The following is a 19,860-nucleotide window of genomic DNA, read 5'->3' as shown; positions in this document are numbered from 1 at the left end:
AGGGATCCCTGCGCGAAAGGGGAGCCTAGACCTCTATACTTAGCGGCTGAGCCGAGGTTGAGCCGAGCATGAGCCCAACGCAAACCGTCACTCCCCAAGGGGCTGAGATCCTCTGCATTGGCACAGAGCTACTCTTGGGAGAGATCACCAACACCAACGCCCAATACCTGGCAGCCGAGTTGGCCAAGCTGGGGATCCCGCACTACTACCAAACGGTGGTGGGGGACAACGAAGCCCGCATCCACCATGCTTTGGAGGTGGCCTGCAACCGCTCCAGCCTGCTTTTAATTACAGGAGGGCTGGGGCCAACCCCGGATGATCTGACCCACGCGGCGCTAGCCTCCTTTTTTGGAGTAGAGATGGTGGAGCACCCCCAGCTCTGGGAGGAGATTTTGCGAAAGTACGGGCAGCGGGGCCTTGTGCCCTCGCCCAGTAACCGCAAGCAGGCTTTTCTGCCTCAGGGGGCAACCATCCTGCCCAACCCCCTGGGTAGCGCCTGCGGCCTCATTTGGCAGCCCCGCCCCAACCTGCACATCCTTACTTTTCCCGGCGTGCCGCAGGAGATGCAGCGCATGTGGCAGGAGACGGCTGTACCCTATTTGCGCTCCCTGGGCTGGGGCAAGGAGGTGTTCTACAGCCGCGTGTTGCGCTACTGGGGCATTCCTGAATCGACTTTGGCCGAGCGGGTGGCCCCCTGGCTGGCGGGGGAAAATCCCACGGTCGCTCCCTACGCTGGTCAGGGAGAGGTGCGCCTGCGGATTACCGGACGTGCCCCCACGCGCGAGGCGGCGGAAGCATTGATTGCCCCGGTGGTGGAGCAGATTTTACGGGTGTCTGGAGAAGACTACTTCGGCAGCGACGAGGCCACCTTGGCCAGCGTGGTGGGGGAGCTACTCTTGCAGCGGCGGCAAACCCTAGCGGTGGCAGAATCCTGCACCGGTGGCCTCCTGGGGCAGTTGGTAACCGGGATCCCGGGCAGCTCGCGCTACTTCCTGGGCGGCATTGTTGCCTATGACAACCGCTTCAAGGAGCAGCTTTTGCGGGTAGATCCAGAGACCCTGCGGCAGCACGGGGCTGTGAGCGAGCCGGTGGCGGCTCAGATGGCGCTGGGGGCCAAACAGGTTTTTGGCTCCGACTGGGCCCTAAGCATTACCGGCATTGCTGGGCCAGAGGGGGGTACCCCCACCAAGCCAGTTGGTCTTGTCTATCTGGGCTTGGCCGACCCGGAGGGGAAAGTGGAAGTCCACGAGTACCGCTTCGGCAGCCTGCGGGGCCGCGAGGGCGTGCGCTGGTGGAGCGCCCAGACGGCGCTAGATTGCCTGCGGCGGCGCTTGCTCCGTTACCCCCTTTCGGAGGGATCTACTCCTGAGCGTCCAGATCCTTGAGTAAGCTGGGGGAGCAGGCAGACTTGGAGCAGGTTGATGAATCCTGCGGAGGCGGGCAAGGAGGCCCTGCGGCAGGGCCGCTTTCAAGAGGCCATCCAACTTCTTGAGGACTACTTGGCCCAGTTCCGTCAGGAGGGCAAAGCAGAGGGGAGCCCGGCAGGCTCCTCCGACAGCCAAGTCCTGGAGGCCCAGATGAACCTGGTGCGGGCCTACCATCTGGCGGGCCAGGCCGAGAAGGCGCGGGCCCTCTGTCTAGAACTGCTGCAGCATCCGGATCCCCAGGCGCGGGGCTGGGCCCAAAAAATCCTGCCCCGCCTGCCCGCCCCAGAAAAACCCGTTGCTTCTCCACCTAGGGAACAAGGCCCTCCTCCAGAGCCCCTTCCTAAAGCTCAGCTGGTCTCCCCCCGCCAACGGGCTGCTCCATTAGGGGGGAGGATCCCCTTGCCGGTGCAGGCGGGATCCCTGGCGTGGGCCAAGTGGGGATCCCTGGGGGTGGGCATCCTCTTCCTCTGGGGGTTGAGTTTTTTGCTGGTGGGCAGCCACCTGGATTTTGGGCGGCTGAGTTTTCCGCGGCAGCTTTGGTTTTTGCAGGGGTTGCTGCCCTGGCTGCGCAACGGCTTGCGCTGGCTAGTGGCCGGTAGCCTGGCGGTTAACTTTGGGGTGGGCCTTCTCTTTTTTGCCCCCTGGCTTATGGATCAGCTGCACCGGCGGCTGCACAAGTTGCGTTGGGCCAGCCTGGGGGAAATCGAGCGCCACAGCCCTGAGGCGACCCGCCTGCTGCAGCGCCTCTGCGCCCAAAAACAACTGAAACAACCCCGCCTGGGGGTGATCCCGGAAGGGGGGCCACTGGCGTTTGTTTACGGCACTTTCCCTGATGGCGGCCGCATCGTGGTCACCCAGGCTCTCTTGCAGCAGCTTGCCCCGGACGAGATTGCCGCTGTCTATGCCCAGGCGCTGGGGCGGATCGTCAACGGCGATATCCTGATCCTGACTCTGCTGGGATCCCCCGTTCAACTGGTTTACTTGGCTCTGGAGCAGGTGAGCCAACTGGGAAGGCAACGGCGGGATCTCATCGGGCATGTGGCCCCCCTGCTCTACCTCATCTACACGGTGCTTTCCTACCCCCTGTTTTTCCTTTCTCGCCTGGGCACCTCCCACGCCGATCACTTCGCGGTAGAGGCGACGGGCAACCCCAACGGGCTGATGGCCGCCCTGCTCAAGTCAGCTGCCGGCCTGCAGGAGGCCCACAAAAACGACCGCCGCCCATCTTCGCTGCTGCACTGCACCCGACTGTTCAGCTTCTTGGACTTCAAAACCACCGCTGCCGCCAGCGCCGCTGTCCGCCTTCCGGATCCCGCCCAAGCCAGCCAGCTCTTCCGCTGGGATCAGCTTAACCCCTGGGCCCGCTGGATGCAGCTCAATTCCAGCCATCCCCTGCTGGGGCGGCGCTTCCAGGTTTTGGGGGAATATGCCCAGCGGCTGCGCCTTTTGCCCGAGCTAAGCCTAGTTCAGCCAACGGAGGAAGTGGCTCCTCCAAAGGCTCGCTTCTGGTTGGATCTGGCTATCTATGCTGCTGAAGTGGTTGGGATGGTGATTGGCTGGCTGGGGGGGCTGATCCTCTACCTAGCGCTGCAAAATCGCCTCGATCCCAAGGTTATTGCCGCGGCCGCGATGGTGGGCTATGGCGTGGGACTGTGGGCCAAGGCGGCGTTGATGTACCGCGGATCCCTGTCGCCCCAGCCAGCTGACGTGCTCAGCTTGCTGGCTGATCCCGAGGCAGATCCCTGCCGCAGTCAGCCAGTGGAGCTGGAAGGGGAGCTGCTGGGCTTGGGACAAGCCGGCTATCAACTGGGGGCAGAGCTAAAGCTACAGGATGCCACCGGCCTGATCCCCCTGCGCTTTACCTCTCCCCTAGGACCGGTGGGCAATGTCTTTTCCGGCCTAAAGCCCCTCCGTGCCCTCATGGGCCAGCAGGTCAAGGTGGTGGGCTGGTTCCGCCGCGGCAACACTGCCTGGGTGGATTTGGCCTACGTCCAGGCGGGATCCCAGCAGCTCCACAGCCGTCCTCGTCTGTGGCTGGCTTTGTTGGGCTTGGGAGTTGTCTTGCTGGGGATTTGGGGGGCCTTTTATTTCCCCAACTTGGCCTCTTATTTTAGGCGGTAGTGAGCTGCCTAGCGGCGGGAGGGCACCAACTGGGCCTTGCGCAGCCGCACCGACTGGGGTGTGACCTCCACCAGCTCGTCTTCGCCAATGTATTCCAAGGCTCGCTCTAGGGTCATCTCCACCGGTGGCTGCAGCTGTACCAGCTCCTCTCCAGTTGAGGAGCGATGGTTTGTTAGGTGTTTCGTCTTGCAAACATTCAACTCCAAGTCCTGGGGTCGGTTGTGCTCACCCACAATCATGCCCTTGTAAACGCGGGTGCCTGGCTTAATGAAGAATACACCTCGGTCCTCCGCATTCTTCAGGGCGTAGGCAGTGGCTACTCCCTCTTCAAAAGCAATGAGCACGCCATTGCGGCGGGTCTCCAGCCCTGTGGTGAGAGGACGGTACTCCAAAAAGCTGTGGCTCATGATCCCCTCCCCGCGGGTGATGCGGACGAACTCGCTGCGGAAGCCAATGAGCCCTCGCGCCGGGATGACGAATTCCAACTGGGCCCGCCCATCTGCGCCTACCCTTAGGTCCTGCATCTCTCCCCGCCGCTCGCCCAGCCGTTCGATGCAGGCGCCCACCGTTGCTTCTGGCACATCCAGCACCAAAAGCTCATAAGGCTCGTAGGGCTGGCCGTTCACTTCGCGGAAAATCACCTTCGGCTGGCCAACCTGGAACTCGTAGCCCTCCCGCCGCATGGTTTCTAGCAAAATGCCCAGGTGCAGTTCGCCTCGCCCCGAAACCAAGAAGCAATCCGGGGAGTCAGTCTCTTCCACCCGCAGCACCACATTGGTCTCCAGCTCCCGCAGCAGGCGTTCGCGCAGTTGCCGTGAGGTTACAAACGTCCCCTCTTGCCCAGCAAAGGGAGAGTCGTTGACACAGATCCTCACCTGCAGCGTGGGCTCATCCACTTTGATGAGGGGCAAGGCCTGGGGGTTTTCTGGTGAGGTGAGGGTGTGGCCAATGTGGGCCTCGGCAAACCCCGCCACGGCAACGATGTGGCCGGCACTAGCCTCTGTCAGCTCAATGCGCTCCAGCCCCTGGAAGCCAAAGAGCTTGGTTACCTTGCCCTTGGCAATCGACCCATCTTCCTTGACCACCGCCAACTGATCCCCGACCCGAATGGTGCCATTGTGGATCTTGCCAATCACAATCCGACCCAAGTATTCCGAGTACTCCAGCGTCGTCACCTGGAGTTGCAGCGGCTTGGTGGGATCCCCAATGGGTGGCGGGACGTACTTGAGGATGGCCTCAAAGAGGGGCCTCATGTCCAGAGGGCCGCTGTAGTTGCCCTCGAGGAAGGCTTTGAGGTTGGCTTCTTCCAGGGCAAAGCCCTGCAGACCCGAGGCAAATAGGTAGGGAAAGTCGCACTGGTCTTCGTCAGCGCCTAGTTCCAAAAACAGATCTAACACCTTGTCAATGACCTTGTAGGGCTCGGCATGGGGCCGGTCAATTTTGTTGACCACCACGATTGGTCGCAAGCCCTTTTCCAACGCCTTGCGCAGTACAAAGCGGGTCTGAGGCATTGGGCCTTCGTTAGCATCCACAATCAGCAGACAGCCTTCCACCATGCCTAGCACCCGCTCTACCTCCCCGCCAAAGTCAGCGTGACCGGGGGTATCGACGATGTTGATCAGGGTTTCGCCATAGCGAACGGCAGTATTCTTTGCCAGGATGGTGATGCCCCGCTCCCGCTCTAGGGCATTGCAATCCAGCACGCAGGGGGGAGTGTCCTCTCGTGCCCGTAGGGCTCCTGCCTGGCGCAGCAGGGCATCCACAAGTGTGGTTTTGCCGTGGTCAACGTGGGCAATGATAGCAACGTTGCGGATAGGGATCGGCATAGCCGTCAATTCGTGGAAAAACTCACCCCCAGCTCTTCCTGGGGGTGCCTCTACAACTCTAGCGCAAAGAATTGAAACTCCCGCCAGCTCGGGGGATTTTTAGGGAGTCCTCAAGCGAAAAGGCGTTGTCAAGCGGCTCCTAACCACCTCCCTAGGGCAAAGTCCCAAGGTTCTGCTTACTTTAGCAAATTAGGCCGGAGCCCCCTCTTTCTCGCCTAAGACCCGCCCAGAGGTTTGCCACCGGTCGGGTTGTTTGCCTCCAAGAAGCTGGCTGGCCAGCTGTAGCTACAACTAGCAAGCTGCATCTTTGGTTGGCAGCTAAAGTTGCCGAGGGGCTTTTCCACCCCGCACTACAGGAGGGGACTAGCAAGCTCTGCTTCTGGGATCCATCCCAGGGAGCATAGGATCACCAGCCCCGCTAGAGCGTGCCCCACCCCGCTGGCCAACCCTTGCCTCACATATCAGCCCCGCGCAGGTAGAGCACCAGGATGACCGCCGGCCCTGCCAGGACAATCATCGCCAGCAGCAGCAACTGCACAAACACTTCGTATTGTCCAAACATAACCCCAAATCTTGTAGCCTACCTTTGACACTCCCACCGACTAGCGTCGGGGGATTCTTACGCAGCCCCCAGAGGGACTCGTAAAGGCGTTGTCAAGACGCCCCTTGACGGTTCCCCAGTCTCCAGGTTCCGCTTACGTACTGGCTTTTAGCACTGTCCGGGTCTTTCACCGGGGTAGGTGCTTGCTTAGGAGCAATTATAGCCTTGGCAAGCGACTCCAGTTGCTCAAGGACTACGTCCTGCTAACGCGAACGGGCTTTTCCACCCCACACTAATTGCGCTAGCGGGACAGAGGGTTACCCAGCGAGTCTGGGGTGGGGCTCGCTTTGGCCTAGAGATAAAACCTAGCGCTCCTGCTGAGCCTGAAAGGGGATTGGCTCGAGGTTAAACAGTTCCTGCAAAATTTGCATGGCCTTCCGCCGCGCCTCGATGTCCCGCTTGGCCCGCAGTTGCACCATGGGGTCGTGCAGAATCTTGTTGACGATGCCGCGAGTGAGGGCGTCAATAACCTCCAGGTGCTTCTCGGCAAAGTCCTTGCCCAAGCGGGAGAGAGCTTTCTTCATTTCCTGCTCCCGGATAGACTCCACCTTGTGGCGCAGGCTGGAAATGGTGGGCACCGTCTCTAGGGAACGCCACCACTCCATAAACTGCTCTACCTCTTCCTCTATCAACGCTTCGGCAGCCGCGGCCAGCTTTTGCCGTTGGGCACGGTTTTCTTCCACGATGCGGGAGAGGTGATCCACGTTGAACAACCGTACCCCTCTTAGCTTTTCCACCCCGGGATCAATGTTGCGGGGCACGGAGATATCCACCAACAGCAGCGGCTGATCTGGCTGCAGCACTTCCACCAGTTGCGCGTAGGTGAGGATGGGCTGGGTGGCAGCGGTGCTGGTGAAGACCAGATTGGACTCTGCCACGCTGCCTAGCAGCGACTCCCACGGCAGGACTTGAATGGGCTGCTCAAATTGCTTGGCTAGCGCTTCTGCCCGCTCCAAGGAGCGGTTGACTACTGTGATGTCCACCGCCCCCTTGGCCAAGAGGTGCTGCACCAGCAGCCGGGCCATTTTCCCTGCCCCCACCACTGTAATCTTGCCCTGGGAGAGGGAACCCTGCTCTTGCAGCGCCAGCTCCACGGCTGCCGAGCTAATGGACATGGCGCCGGTGCCGATCCCTGTCTCCGTGCGGACGCGCTTGCCGGCAGTGATGGCCGCCTTGAAGAGGCGGTTGAGGATGCGATCCATGCCGTTGCAGGCCTGGCCCAGTTGCTGTGCTTTTTTCACTTGCGACAGGATCTGCCCTTCCCCCAACACCAAGCTCTCCAGCCCGGCAGCCACCCGCATCAAGTGGGTCACCGCATCTTGGTAGAGCAGGGTAAACAGGTGGGGACGCAGCTGGGGCAGGGGGATCCCCTTTGCCTCCGCCAAAAACTGCATCGTCTGCCGCACTCCACTTTCTGTTTCTGGGGTAACGATGTAGACCTCCAGCCGGTTACAGGTGCTGAGGATTGCTGCTTCCTCAATGTGGGGGTAGGCAAGGAGCTGCTGGATCCTCCCTCCCACCTCCGCGTCCGCGATACTGAGGCGCTCCCGGATCTCCACAGGAGCTGTGCGATGGCTAAGACCGACAACCGCGATAAACATGCCTCTCCGTTGTCTCTAGACCAACGATTATTAAATCTCCAAACAAAGGAAAAATTCGCCCGCAAACAAAAGCAGCCTCAAACCCAAGCAAAGCGTCTTACCTGTCTTGGCTGCGGCAAGCTTAGGTAACTTTTCTCAGCCTACCTAAACCCTAAGACCAGTATCGGATCGGTTTTGCCGAATTTTGCTGAAGAGTTATTACGTTTTTTCCGGGTCGGCCTTGATAGATTTTTTAACGTTCTCCCAGGCAAAAGGGCGACCTTCCCAGGGGAAAGCCGCCCTTATCACGAAGATCCAGCAGAGGAGACCTCAGCGCAGTTGTAGGGCAGGGGGGTGCTCGCCTTCCTTCAGGTGGATGGTATCCACAAAGCGCACCGTGCGGGATTGGCTAGAAATCACCAGCGTTTCCGTGCGAGCCCCACCCCCGAAGAAGCGCACGCCCCGCACTAGATCCCCATCAGTGATACCGGTGGCAGCAAAGAGCAGCTCTTTGCCACTGGCTAGCTCCTCACACTCCCATACCTTATCGGGATCCTCAATGCCCTTTTCTTTCAGCTCTCGCCGAGTCTCTTCTACCGGTGGCAGGTAGGTGCCTGCCTGTACCACTTCGGGATCGTAGATTAGCCGCCCTTGGAAGTGGGCGCCTAGGCAGCGCAGGGCGGCTGCTGAGATCACTCCCTCAGGAGCTGCTCCGATCCCCATCAGGGCATGGATACCCGTGCCGTTGAAGGCCACCGAAAGGGCTGCCGAGAGGTCGCCATCGGTAATTAACTTTACTCGTGCCCCCGCCTCGCGGATCTGGCGAATGAGATCGACGTGGCGCTTGCGATCCATAACCACCACGGTTAGATCCGCCACCTCCCGACCCAGGCTTTCGGCAATGATCTTGAGATTCTTTTCTGGCGGATAGTCAAGGTGGACTTTGCCCTTGGCCTGGGGCGGGGCCGCGAGTTTTTGCATGTAGATGTCGGGGGCGTTGAGAAGGCCACCTTTCTCGGAAATGGCCAGCACAGCCATAGAGCCGTTCTGGCCTTTGGCCACGAGGTTAGTGCCCTCGCAGGGATCCACAGCAATATCAATCTCCACCAGCTCTTCCGCGCGGTAGAACTGCTCGGCGTCCGGGCGGGTACAGAGGCCCACCTCTTCCCCGATGTAGAGCATGGGGGCCTCATCGCGAGTTCCCTCCCCAATGACAATTCGACCGCGCATGGGGATCTGATTTAATTTCTCCCGCATAGCCTCCACCGCTGCCTGGTCAGCGGCCTTGTTGTCCCCCTTGCCCATCCAGCGGGCGGCGGCAATGGCAGCCTGTTCCACCACTTCAATGATCTCGAGCCCCAACTTCTTGTCCACGGTATGCCCCCCTTGGTCTTTCGGAACGATGAAGGCCAACTTCAGCAGACTCTCCCCCAGTTTACCAGGGTAGGCTTCTTCTCGAGACCCGCTTCCCTAACCTGAGGAAAGAAATTGCCAAAAGCCAAGCGCAAAGAGCGATCCCCGTCCCAAGTGTTGGCTATTGTCGGCCGGGGATCAAGGATGATAGCCTGTTTTAAAGGCAATAAGTTTTTCTTAAGGGAATTAAAAAAAGCAATGAAAAGATACATTTTTGTCAACCGCTCTGAGCAGGTTCAAGTCATCCGGACCATCCCTGGCCACTGGGAGCGCACCCTCTTCCCCGGCCAGTATGCCATTTTCGAGGCAGAACCCGACGACTACCTAGAAGTTTACAGCTGCTGCTGGGCCACCACCATCTTGGAAGAGCGCCGCCCCTGTCGCTGCTTGCTGGATTCTTCGCTTCCTGAAGCCGAAGCCCACCCCTACCTGCCCCCTCGGAATACTCTGGCAGATGCTGTGTGAAGGGGTTGCTTTAGCTTGCCCGACCGGTAAGACAAACTCATTATGAGTATGGTATCTTAGCTTTAGTTTACATTTGCATCTTACCGGAAGGAGGGTCAACCTATGTCTCAGCAAGGATGTCTGCGGGTGGGCCAGCCCGCTCCTGATTTTTCGGCCACTGCCGTCTACGACATGGAATTTAAGACGATAAGGCTCTCCGACTACAGGGGCAAGAAATACGTGGTGCTGTTTTTCTACCCCTTAGACTTCACCTTCGTCTGCCCAACCGAGATCACGGCTTTTAGCGATCGCTACGACGAGTTTGCCAAGCTGGACACAGAGATCCTCGGCGTCTCGGTGGATAGCGAGTACTCTCACCTGGCCTGGATCCAAACTGAGCGCAAAGCTGGCGGGGTGGGCGAGCTAAGGTATCCGCTGGTCTCCGACCTGAAAAAAGAAATCAGCGCCGCCTACAATGTTCTGGACCCTGCCACAGGAGTGGCGCTGCGTGGCCTGTTTATCATCGACAAGGAAGGGATCATCCAGCACGCTACCATCAACAACTTGGCTTTTGGCCGCAGTGTGGATGAAACCCTGCGCACCCTGCAGGCTATTCAGTATGTCCAGTCTCACCCCGATGAAGTTTGCCCGGCCAACTGGCAGCCTGGTCAGAGAACCCTGAAGCCCGACCCAGTCAAATCCAAGGAGTTCTTTGCGGCGATTGCCAAGTAAACACCTCCCCAACCCGCCTCAGGGACTCGGGGGATGCAGCTCCGGCGCTGGGTAAGCCGGAGCTTTTTTGCCCCACGTAGGCAGGGGAAACGGCTAGCTGCTCCAAAACCCGCTGCGGATAGAAATCCCCTGCCCAGCTCAGGGGATGGGAGGGGACAAAGGTTGCTGGAATTAGTCCCAGGGTTTGCCGTTGGTGAACTTGTAGGTAACTGGCTCGCGGTTTTTGCCGATACTGTGATCCACCTTGCCAATGGGCTGGCGCCCCTCGTTGACTTTTTCGGGGAAGACGCCATCTTTGGGATGCACCAGCTCCGGCTCTCCCCCGGCCGGAATGCGGAAGATCTGGTAGTCGTTGATTTTGTATTCAGAGCGCAGCTGGGCCCCCAGCGCTAGGCACTGCTCCTTGCGGGCAAAGGTGAGATAGTTTTTGCCCTCCACCATCTCAGCTGCCCCGCCGGTGGGCATTTCAAACACTTGCCCTGGCTTGCCGGTCCAGGTGATTACGTATTTTTCTTCGGTTTCGGCTGCGCTTAACAGCCCTCCAGTAGATCCCCCAAACAGGGGCAGCTTGGCTCCTTGCCGGGGATCGCCTTGCATCACAGCCATAGCCTCCCTTCTCGTTGTGGTTGGTGGTGTTTAAGCCGCGCTTGCAGTTGATGACGCGCAGCACTTTGAATCTACCATTGACTTAATCTTTGACCTTAGAACTGGCTAGGAACTGTAATTTTTCGTAGCAGAGCCAGTTCCACTGGGGAGAGCTCCCACTGCACCTGCTAAGCCAGCCGGGAGGCAGACTGGAGAGCCCCCCGGTCTAACTCCCCTGGGCCAACTCCAGAAAAGCTCCCATGCGGCGAAACTTTTGGTAGCGCTCTTCCCGCAACTCCCGCCCGCTGAGCCTGGAAAGTTCCCTGAGATGCCTTAGAAGAGCCTCTTTGAGGGTTTGAGCAGCCTCCAGAGGGGCACGGTGGGCGCCGCCAACCGGCTCTGGCAGGATCTCATCAATGACTTCCAGTTGCAACAGATCCTGGGCAGTGATGCGCAGGGCGGCTGCCGCCTGGGGGGCTTTTTTGGCATCTTTCCAAAGGATGGCGGCACAGCCCTCCGGCGAGATCACCGAATAGACCGCATGTTCAAACATCAAGACGCGGTTGCCCACTCCAATGGCCAAAGCCCCCCCGGATCCCCCTTCGCCAATCACAGTGCAGATGATGGGGATCTCCAGCCGAAACAGAGTCTGCAGGTTGGTGGCAATGGCCTCCCCCTGACCCTCAGCCTCTGCCTTAACCCCTGGGTAGGCCCCCGGCGTGTCGATGAAGGTCAACAGCGGCAGGCCAAAGCGGTGGGCATGTTCCATCAGCCGCAGGGCCTTGCGGTAGCCAGCAGGATTGGGCATGCCGAAGTTGCGGTGGATGTTGTCTTTGGTGTCGCGGCCCTTTTGGTGGCCGAGGATCATCACCGGCTGATCCCCCAGCTTGGCTAGGCCCCCGACAATGGCCGGATCGTCTTGGCCGTGGCGATCCCCGTGCAGCTCAAACCAGTCGTCGCAGATGGTCTGCACATAGTCCAAGGTGGTGGGACGGCGGGGATGTCGAGCTACCTGCAGCCGTTCCACCGGCGTCAGATGGCTGAAAATCTCGCGGCGCAGCTCCTCAGCTTTGGCCTCCAACTGGCGAATCTGCTCGGAGGCGTCGATGTCGTTTTCTTCGGCCAAGGCCCGAATTTCCTGGATACGCTGTTCTAGAGCAGCAACAGGCTGCTCAAACTCCAGCAGCAGGCGGTCAGTGGGTTTGGTCATAGTCATTTGCGTCAGGAGCAAGGTGCGGCGGCTACTACAGCTTGCCCCGGCTTCCAGAGCCAGAACTTGATTTGGCGGCGCGTAGCGCTATCTTCTCACATCCAAACTCTTTAAGCTAGAGATGGCATTCTTCTAGCTCTCTTCAAACCTGTGTCTTCCTCCTCTGCCCCCCTTCCGCTGCGCTGGGCGGTGGGGGGAGCCGTCGTCCTGGCCAGCGCAGGGGTTGCCTTCTGGCACTCCATTCCGCCTGAGGGCCAGATCCGCGTCCATACGCAAAGGCTCCTGCAAGCTATCGAAGGGCGGGACTGGGCCCAGGTGGAGAACTTGGTGGCTGAGAGCTACCGCGATGGTTGGGGCTTGGATAAACAGCAGGCCCCGGCCTACGGCCGTGAGATCTTCAGCCAATTTTGGCATCTGCGTCTCCAGCCCCAAGCAATCCAGGTGCAGCCTGAACCAAGGGATCCCCATCGTCAGGGCCAGGCCACCTTCTGGTTTGTGATCGAGGAAGCGGGCGGCCCCCTGGCCAACTGGACACGGGAGCAGCCCTTCCTGTTGCACTGGCGGCGGCATCCCTATCGCTGGGAGCTGACGCGGCTGGAAAACCCAGCCTTGGATCTGCCCCCTGCTTTCCCTCAAAAGCAGCCAGGCCCCCTCGCAGGACCTGCTACTGCCCAAAAGCCAGGGCTAGGGCAGGGAGTTCCTTATAGGCGGAAGGTAGCAGCCACCCAGCTAGGGGAGCAAAGAGCCAGGGGGATCCTTCCTGGGGGTTTTTGATTTTGAATTAGGAAAGGATCCCTTGTTCTGGCAGGTTTTTTCCTATGACACCTGTTGCAAGAGATGGGGGGCCAATCGGTGGCCGCGGAGACCGGTCTTTGCCAACTCGGCTGCCCCTACTGCTGGCACCGGCAGGGGATTGGGAGTGTGCCAAGGCGGCTGTGGAAAACGGCGCCGATGCCATCTATTTTGGACTGGAACGGTTCAACGCCCGCCTGCGCGCCCGTAACTTCACGGAGGCGGATTTACCGGAGCTGATGGCCTGGCTGCACCAGCGCGGGGTACGGGGCTATGTAACCTTGAATACTTTGGTCTTCCCAGAGGAGCTGGAGGAGGCGGAACGGTACATCCGCGCCATGACGGCAGCAGGGGTAGACGCCGTCATTGTGCAGGATGTTGGCATTGCGCGGCTGGTTCGGCATCTTTCTCCTGATCTCCCCCTCCACGCCTCGACGCAGATGACCATTACCAGTGGCGTGGGAGCTGAGTTTGCCGCCGAGCTGGGCTGTGAGGTGGTGGTGCTGGCGCGGGAGTGTTCCCTCAAGGAAATAGCCAAGATCCGCGCTCATCTGGAGGAGAAGGGATCCCCCATTGCTTTGGAGGTCTTCGTGCATGGGTCTTTGTGCGTGGCCTATTCGGGGCAATGTCTAACCAGCGAGGCCCTGGGGAGACGCTCGGCCAACCGCGGGGAGTGTGCCCAGGCCTGCCGCCTGCCCTATGAGTTGGTAGTGGACGGGATCCGGCGTGATCTCGGGGAGAAGCGGTATCTGCTTAGCCCCCAGGATCTGGCGGGGTTGGAGGTGCTGCCGGAGCTGGTCAAGCTAGGGATCCACTGCCTGAAAATTGAGGGCCGCCTGAAATCGCCGGAATATGTAGCCAATGTAACGCGCATCTATCGGCGGGCCTTAGACGCCTTGGGGGCAGGGCAGGCGTGGCAGCCCTCAGCTCAGGAGTGGTATGAGCTGGAGATGAGCTTTTCCCGCGGGCTGTATACCGGCTGGCTGCGGGGTATCAACAACCAAGAGCTGGTGCATGCCCGTTTTGGCAAAAAGCGGGGAGTCTATCTAGGACAGGTGGTGAGGATCCAAGGGGAGCAGGTGGGGGTGCGCCTAGAGGCCCCCCTCAAGGTAGGGGATGGGGTGGTGTTTGACCAGGGGGAGCCGGAGCTGCCGGAGCAGGGGGGGCGAGTCTACCGTGTGCAAGAGCAGCAGGGGTTGGCCTGGCTTAGCTTTGCTCCGGGGGCAATTGACTGCAAACGCCTACGGGTGGGGGATCGCCTCTGGAAAACCAGTGACCCAGAGCTGGAGAAACGCCTGCGCCAGAGCTACGCCGGGGATCAGCCCCGCTTCCGACGCCCCGTTCACCTGGAAGTCCACGGCCAGGCCGGCCTGCCCCTGACGCTGATTTTGCGCGACGAAGAGGGCCACGTGGTGCAGGTGGACTCCCCCGTGCCCTTGCAGCCTGCCTATCGGCAGCCCCTCACCGACGAGAAGCTGCAGCAGCAACTGGGCCGGCTGGGGGGCACGCCCTTTCGCCTGGGATCCCTGCACAATGCCCTGAAGGGGAAAGTGATGCTGCCGGTGAGCGTCCTCAACCAAATGCGGCGCCAAGCCGTGGAGCAGCTGCAGGCGCTGCGAGCTCGACCCCGCCGCTGGCACCTGAACCCTAACGCCCGCTGGCAGGACCTGCTGCCCCCCCCAGAGCAAGCCGAGCCGGGATCGCCCCAGCTTGTGGTGCTGGTGCGGGAGCCGGAGCAGTTGCTGGCAGTGATTGCCTGCGGCATCCGCCAGATCTACCTAGAGTTTGAGGATCCCCGCCGCTACCGGGAAGTTATCCGAGCTACCAAAGCTGCCCACCCCGAGGTGGAGCTGTGGGTGGCCCCGCCCCGCATTACCAAGCCGGGAGAAAGCTGGATCCTCAAACAGGTGTTGGCAGCAGGAGCCGATGGCTATCTGGTGCGCAACTACGACCACCTGCGCTTTTTTGCCAACCAGCGCTGCATCGGCGATTTTTCCTTGAACGTGGCCAACCCCATCACCGCCCACTATTTCAAAAGCCGCTACCCCTTGGAGCGCCTGACGGCCTCCTATGACCTCAACCACGAGCAACTGGGATCCCTGCTGCAAGCTGGCCCCGCCCACTGGTACGAGGTTACCATCCACCAGCACATGCCCCTGTTTCACATGGAGCACTGCGTCTTCTGCGCCTTTTTGTCGAGCGGCACGGATTACACCAATTGTGGCCGCCCCTGCGAAAAACACGAGGTAAAGCTAAGGGACAGGGCTAATGTTGAGCACATTTTGAAAGCTGACGCTGGCTGCCGCAACACCCTCTACAATGGCAAAGCCCAAACTGGGGCCGAATATGTGCAAAAACTGCTGGATCTGGGGCTGCGCTATCTGCGCATCGAGTTCCTCCAGGAGTCTCCTGCGGAGATCCAACAAACTCTGCGTTGTTACCAGCAACTCCTTCAGGGCCAGATGAGTGGCTCTCAACTGTGGCGCCAGCTGAAGCTCCACAGCCAGCTAGGGGTAACACGCGGTTCTCTGGAAAGTTGACAAGGGACGGCGCGGCCAAGCGCAACCCAAAAAGTGACGGGATCCCGGCCCATGCTCTTTTCGCCGCCGCAGATGCTCCCCCCCGCCCTCTACCCCCTCCTGCACCGGAGCCTGAAGACTCTTTTCCCGGAGGCTCTCTGGGAGCTGCCCCCGCATCCTAAGAAGCAGCAGGTGGCCCTTACCTTTGACGACGGCCCCCACCCCCAGCACACGCCAGCTCTCTTACGGGTTTTGCAGGAGTTTCAGGTGCCGGCCACCTTCTTTGTGTTGGGGGAACGGGTGCAGCGCTGGCCTCACCTGGTGCGGCAAATTCGCCAACAGGGTCATGGCATTGGTCTGCACGGCTGGCAGCACCGCTCCTTTACCCAGCTCAGCCGCAGCGAATTGCATAGCAGCTTGCGGCGCAGCCAAGCCGCCCTGGTGGCTGCCTGCGGTGGGATCCCAGAAGAATATCGGGCTGTGCGCCCCCCTAACGGCCTGTTTTGGCCGCAGACACTGGTGGAGCTGCATCGCTGGGGATTTTTTCCAGTGATGTGGACCGTGGTGCCCGAAGATTGGCTAGAGCCGCCGGTTGCAGTGGTGGTGGAGCGAGTGCTGGCCCAAGTGCGGCCTGGCTCTCTGATTGTGCTCCACGACGGCGTCCAGGGGGGATCCCAGGTGGCCGAGGTCGTGTGCTGCTTAATTCCAGCTCTGCGGGAGCGAGGGTTAGACTTTGTCCGTCTGCCCTACACCGGTATCTTCCCAGTTCCAGAAGAAATTGAATAAAGTGAAGTCAGCCATTGGCAAGGGGCAAGCTATGGGCGTGCGCAAGCTTATCTACGGCATTTTTGGTCAGCGGGCCGGTAGCCTCATCGTCGGCACGTGGAACTGGCTGTGGGGGCTCCCAGTGGAAAAAGGCGGTGCAGAGGCAGTGGCGGTGGCCGAAGAATCGCTGCGAACCATGCAGGAGACCGTGCAGCGGCTTACTGAAGCCGTCGCCACCCAGGTAGCTGCCTACCAGCGGGCCGAGCAAAAGTACATGCAAAAGGTGCGGGAGTACCAAGCGCTGGAGAACAAGGCTCGCCTGGCCATGCAGCGGGGAGATCAGGAGGCCGCTCGCCTAGCTATGGCCCAAGCCCTGCGCATTGAGGCGGCTCTTGGCCCGCTCAAAGAACAAGTGGAAACTGCTGAGCGCTATGTCAAGGCTGCCAAGGAAAAGCTGGCCCGAGAAAAAGAGCGGCTGGCTATCTACAAGAGCGAGCTGAGCAACCTCAAGGACATCTACGAGGTGAACAAAGCTATTGAGCAGATGAGCCGCGTTAACAACGCCTACAGCATCGACTCGGCTAAGTCCCAATTTGAGGCGGCCAAAAACGCCATCCAAGCTCGCCAGCTCAAGGCTCACGCCCTCAGCGAGCTCTCCGAGGATCGCAGCGAGCAACTTGCCGCCCAACTTGACGAAATGGCCCTCGACGACGAGATCTCCCGCCGCCTAGCCCTGCTCACTGGCCAAGGGAGCAGCTCCGCCAATCTCCCCTTGCCGGATTTGGACTTTGAAAAGCGGCCTTGATCCCCTGCCTAGATGCAGTCTGTCTCCTGTTGAAGCCTACCTCCCTCTTCTTGCCCAGAAAGACTGAGGTTACGTGGCATTGCCTACTCGTGGGTAAAATCGGCCTCTACCACCTGGCCCGTATCGGAACCGGTGGCCACTGCTTGCACGGGTGCTGCCTGGGGCACCTGGACAATTTGAGGGGTAAAGACAAATAGGTTGTACACCGTGTTGCGGCGGATATTGTCCAGCATCTCGAGGAAGAGTTCGTAGCCCTCGTTCTTGTATTCGATGAGGGGATCCCGTTGGCCATAGCCGCGCAGGCCCACCGCTTCCCGCAGGGCCTCCATCTGCTGCAGGTGCTCCCGCCAGAGGGTATCCACCTGCTGCAGCAGGAAGAAGCGCTCCGCCTTCCGCATCAGGCCTGGCTCAAACGTATCCAAGAAAGCCTCCTTGGCCTCGTAGGCCAGCTCCGCCTGTTTAATCAGGTAGTCGAGAATCTCCTGGTAGGAGAGATCTCGTAAGTCCTCGACCTTGAGGTTTTCCTTGAGCAGGGGGATGAACTCCTGCATCTTGGCGGTTAGCTTGTCAATTTCCCACTCTTCTGGGGGCAGCTCAGGGTTGACGTGGGCCTGCACGATCTCCTCAACGGTCTTGCGCACGTAGTCGAGGATCTTGGTTTTGAGGTTCTCCCCTTCCAGGATGCGTCGCCGCTCCGAGTAGATAGCCCGCCGCTGGTTGTTGAGAACCTCGTCATACTCGAATACCTGTTTGCGCAGGTCAAAGTAGTACACTTCCACCTTGCGCTGGGCATTCTCCAAGCTCTTCGACAGGAGGGGGTGCTCAATGGGCATGTCTTCATCTACCCGGAACAGGTCCATGAGCTTGGCCACCCGCTCGCCGCCGAAGATCTTGAGCAGGTTGTCCTCCAGGCTGAGGAAAAAGCGCGAGGAGCCGGGGTCTCCTTGCCGTCCAGCGCGGCCCCGCAGCTGGTTGTCAATCCGTCGGGATTCGTGGCGCTCCGTACCAATGACATGCAAGCCCCCCAGCCGCACCACCTCCTCGTGCTCGGCCTCCGTGACCTTTTCGTACTCGGCCTTGATGCTGTTGTAGACCTCCCGCAGTTGCAAAATCAGTGGATCCTGCACGGGTGCCTTCTCCGAGGCCACTGCGATGAGATCTTCCACCACCAGCTCCGGCAGGCGGTTTAAGCCGTACTTGGCCACTGCAGCCGCCACCACCTCGTCCAGGGCCTGGCTAGTGCGGGGTGACAGCTCACAGGGGTAAAAGTTGGGAGAGACCACCGTCCAGGATTTTTTCGGCTTGGGTGAGGCTGAGCCAAACCCCTGACCGCCGCCGCGGCTCACTATGGGGACAGATCCCAGGGGGTCGTCGGGATCCAGCTGCGCCAGTTTGGGCATTAGCCGTTCCCGTAGCTTGAGGCGGGCCATGTATTCCGCGTTGCCACCCAGGATGATGTCCGTGCCTCGCCCAGCCATGTTGGTAGCAATGGTTACAGCACCTTTGCGCCCCGCCTGGGCAATGATCTCCGCCTCCCGCTCCACGTTCTCCGGCTTGGCGTTGAGGAGGTTGTGGGGGATCCCCCTTTCCTTAAGCATGGCTGAGAGGCGTTCGGATTTTTCCACGCTGGTGGTTCCCACCAAAACAGGGCGCCCCTGGGCGTGCATGTAGGCAATTTCCTCAACCACCGCCTTCCACTTAGCGTTTTCGGTTTTGTACACCAGGTCAGGGGCATCTATGCGGCGAATGGGTCGGTTAGTGGGGATAACAGTAACTTCGAGGTTGTAGGTTTTGACAAACTCCGCCTCCTCCGTGCGAGCAGTGCCCGTCATGCCGGCAAGCTTGGGATAGAGGCGGAAGAGGTTTTGGTAGGTAATGGTGGCCAGAGTTTGGCTCTCGCTTTGAATGGGCACCCCCTCTTTGGCTTCAATGGCCTGGTGCAGTCCATCTGACCAGCGGCGGCCGGGGAGCACCCGTCCTGTGAACTCGTCCACAATCACTACCTCTTGGTTGCGGACGATGTAGTGGACATCTCGGATAAAGAGCTCCTTGGCCTTCACAGCGTTAAAGATAAAGTGCGCCCAGGGATCCTTGGGATCAAACAGATCGGAGACCCCCAGTAAGCGCTCAGCAGCTTCAAAACCTTCGTCGGTGAGGATGATATTGCGGGCTTTTTCATCCACCTCGTAGTGCTCGTCCCGGATCAACTCCCGCGCCACCTGGGCCGCCTTGAGGTACTTTTCGGAGGGACGGGCCATCTGGCCAGAGATAATCAAGGGGGTGCGCGCCTCGTCGATGAGGATGGAGTCCACCTCGTCGATGATGCAGTAGTTAAAGGGCCGCTGCATCACCTCTCTGATGTCGGTGGCCATGTTGTCCCGCAGGTAGTCAAAGCCCAACTCGCTGTTGGTGCAGTAGGTAATGTCGCAGTGGTAGCTGCGCCGCTTCTCGGCGGTGGACATGCCCTCTTGCACCAGGCCAACCGTCAGGCCCAGGAAGCGGTGCACCTGGCCCATCCACTCCGAATCCCGCCGGGCCAAATAGCCGTTGACAGTTACGATGTGAACCCCCTTCCCGGTTAAGCCGTTTAGGTAGGCAGGTAGGGTGGCAACTAGGGTTTTTCCCTCCCCCGTTTTCATCTCGGCAATTTGGCCCTCATGCAGCACCATGCCGCCAATGAGCTGTACGTCGTAGTGGCGCAAGTTAAGAACCCGCTTGGCCGCCTCCCGCACCACCGCAAACGCCTCGGGCAGGAGCTCGTCGAGGGACTCTCCTCTGTCTAGGCGCTGGCGAAACTCGGTGGTCTTGGCCCTCAGCTCTGCATCGGAAAGGGAGGCAATCTCAATCTCCAGCGAGTTGATTAGCTTGACAGTAGGCAGGTACTTGCGGATCTTGCGTTCGTTGGGATCCCCGAAGAGTTTCTGGAGGGCTTGGAGCATGGGCGAGCCTAGGCCAATAGAACGGGTATAGCGCAATTTTATCATTCCCCTTCCATTGACTTGGGCGGCTAGAACTCTGGCAGGAGGGAGGTGCTTGCGGC

At 60.0% G+C, this 19,860-nt stretch carries 15 protein-coding genes; 8 read left to right on the top strand and 7 right to left on the bottom strand.

Going from position 1 to position 19,860, the window contains the following annotated elements:
- The first annotated feature begins 68 nt into the window (after positions 1-68).
- Entirely contained in the window at positions 69-1,385 is a 1,317-nt protein-coding gene (locus NW830_RS01365; protein WP_414404523.1) for a competence/damage-inducible protein A, read from the top strand.
- A gap of 36 nt (positions 1,386-1,421) precedes the next feature.
- Positions 1,422-3,548, top strand: coding sequence for a M48 family metalloprotease (locus NW830_RS01360; RefSeq protein ID WP_414404522.1), 2,127 nt, complete (start codon positions 1,422-1,424; stop codon positions 3,546-3,548).
- Between the two features lie 8 nt (positions 3,549-3,556).
- Here the strand turns inward: NW830_RS01360 and typA are convergent, their stop codons facing one another.
- The 4 genes from typA to glpX form a co-directional block, all read right to left on the bottom strand.
- Positions 3,557-5,374, bottom strand: coding sequence for a translational GTPase TypA (typA, locus tag NW830_RS01355; protein ID WP_414404521.1), 1,818 nt, complete (start codon positions 5,372-5,374; stop codon positions 3,557-3,559).
- Positions 5,375-5,828: 454 nt separating this feature from the next.
- On the bottom strand, positions 5,829-5,936 hold the full coding sequence (gene psb30, locus NW830_RS01350) for a photosystem II reaction center protein Ycf12/Psb30 (RefSeq protein WP_414359612.1): 108 nt from the start codon (positions 5,934-5,936) through the stop codon (positions 5,829-5,831).
- Positions 5,937-6,280: 344 nt separating this feature from the next.
- A complete protein-coding gene (locus NW830_RS01345) occupies positions 6,281-7,576 on the bottom strand; it encodes a glutamyl-tRNA reductase (RefSeq protein WP_414404520.1) in 1,296 nt (431 codons plus the stop codon).
- Positions 7,577-7,885: 309 nt separating this feature from the next.
- Positions 7,886-8,929, bottom strand: a complete 1,044-nt coding sequence (glpX, locus tag NW830_RS01340) for a class II fructose-bisphosphatase (protein WP_414360054.1) — start codon at positions 8,927-8,929, stop codon at positions 7,886-7,888.
- Positions 8,930-9,166: 237 nt separating this feature from the next.
- Between glpX and NW830_RS01335 the strand changes: the two genes are divergently transcribed.
- Together NW830_RS01335 and NW830_RS01330 are read left to right on the top strand one after the other, a co-directional pair.
- Positions 9,167-9,433, top strand: a complete 267-nt coding sequence (locus NW830_RS01335; protein ID WP_414359614.1) for a DUF1830 domain-containing protein — start codon at positions 9,167-9,169, stop codon at positions 9,431-9,433.
- Between the two features lie 102 nt (positions 9,434-9,535).
- Positions 9,536-10,144 carry a peroxiredoxin gene (locus NW830_RS01330; RefSeq protein ID WP_414359615.1) on the top strand — a complete coding sequence of 203 codons (609 nt, stop codon included), beginning with the start codon at positions 9,536-9,538 and terminating at the stop codon, positions 10,142-10,144.
- A 171-nt stretch (positions 10,145-10,315) separates the two neighbouring features.
- Here the strand turns inward: NW830_RS01330 and NW830_RS01325 are convergent, their stop codons facing one another.
- Positions 10,316-10,750 carry a photosystem I reaction center subunit II PsaD gene (locus tag NW830_RS01325; protein ID WP_414359616.1) on the bottom strand — a complete coding sequence of 145 codons (435 nt, stop codon included), beginning with the start codon at positions 10,748-10,750 and terminating at the stop codon, positions 10,316-10,318.
- A 205-nt stretch (positions 10,751-10,955) separates the two neighbouring features.
- Positions 10,956-11,939 carry an acetyl-CoA carboxylase carboxyltransferase subunit alpha gene (locus NW830_RS01320; RefSeq protein WP_414359618.1) on the bottom strand — a complete coding sequence of 328 codons (984 nt, stop codon included), beginning with the start codon at positions 11,937-11,939 and terminating at the stop codon, positions 10,956-10,958.
- Positions 11,940-12,089: 150 nt separating this feature from the next.
- Between NW830_RS01320 and NW830_RS01315 the strand changes: the two genes are divergently transcribed.
- The 4 genes from NW830_RS01315 to NW830_RS01300 are packed head-to-tail and all read left to right on the top strand — an operon-like array spanning position 12,090 to position 16,820.
- Positions 12,090-12,713: a hypothetical protein gene (locus NW830_RS01315; protein ID WP_414359620.1), complete on the top strand. Its 624-nt coding sequence runs from the start codon at positions 12,090-12,092 to the stop codon at positions 12,711-12,713.
- A 44-nt stretch (positions 12,714-12,757) separates the two neighbouring features.
- Positions 12,758-15,271 carry a DUF3656 domain-containing U32 family peptidase gene (locus tag NW830_RS01310; RefSeq protein ID WP_414359621.1) on the top strand — a complete coding sequence of 838 codons (2,514 nt, stop codon included), beginning with the start codon at positions 12,758-12,760 and terminating at the stop codon, positions 15,269-15,271.
- A 51-nt stretch (positions 15,272-15,322) separates the two neighbouring features.
- On the top strand, positions 15,323-16,036 hold the full coding sequence (locus NW830_RS01305) for a polysaccharide deacetylase family protein (RefSeq protein WP_414359622.1): 714 nt from the start codon (positions 15,323-15,325) through the stop codon (positions 16,034-16,036).
- 31 nt (positions 16,037-16,067) lie between these two features.
- Entirely contained in the window at positions 16,068-16,820 is a 753-nt protein-coding gene (locus NW830_RS01300; protein WP_414404519.1) for a PspA/IM30 family protein, read from the top strand.
- 83 nt (positions 16,821-16,903) lie between these two features.
- Here the strand turns inward: NW830_RS01300 and secA are convergent, their stop codons facing one another.
- A complete protein-coding gene (gene secA, locus NW830_RS01295; RefSeq protein ID WP_414360056.1) occupies positions 16,904-19,759 on the bottom strand; it encodes a preprotein translocase subunit SecA in 2,856 nt (951 codons plus the stop codon).
- Positions 19,760-19,860 lie beyond the last annotated feature (101 nt).

This window comes from Synechococcus sp. OH30, from assembly GCF_047462175.1.
Lineage (GTDB): Bacteria > Cyanobacteriota > Cyanobacteriia > Thermostichales > Thermostichaceae > Thermostichus.
Note: the sequence above shows the minus strand (reverse complement) of the source record. Positions and strands in the feature narration are given on the sequence as shown.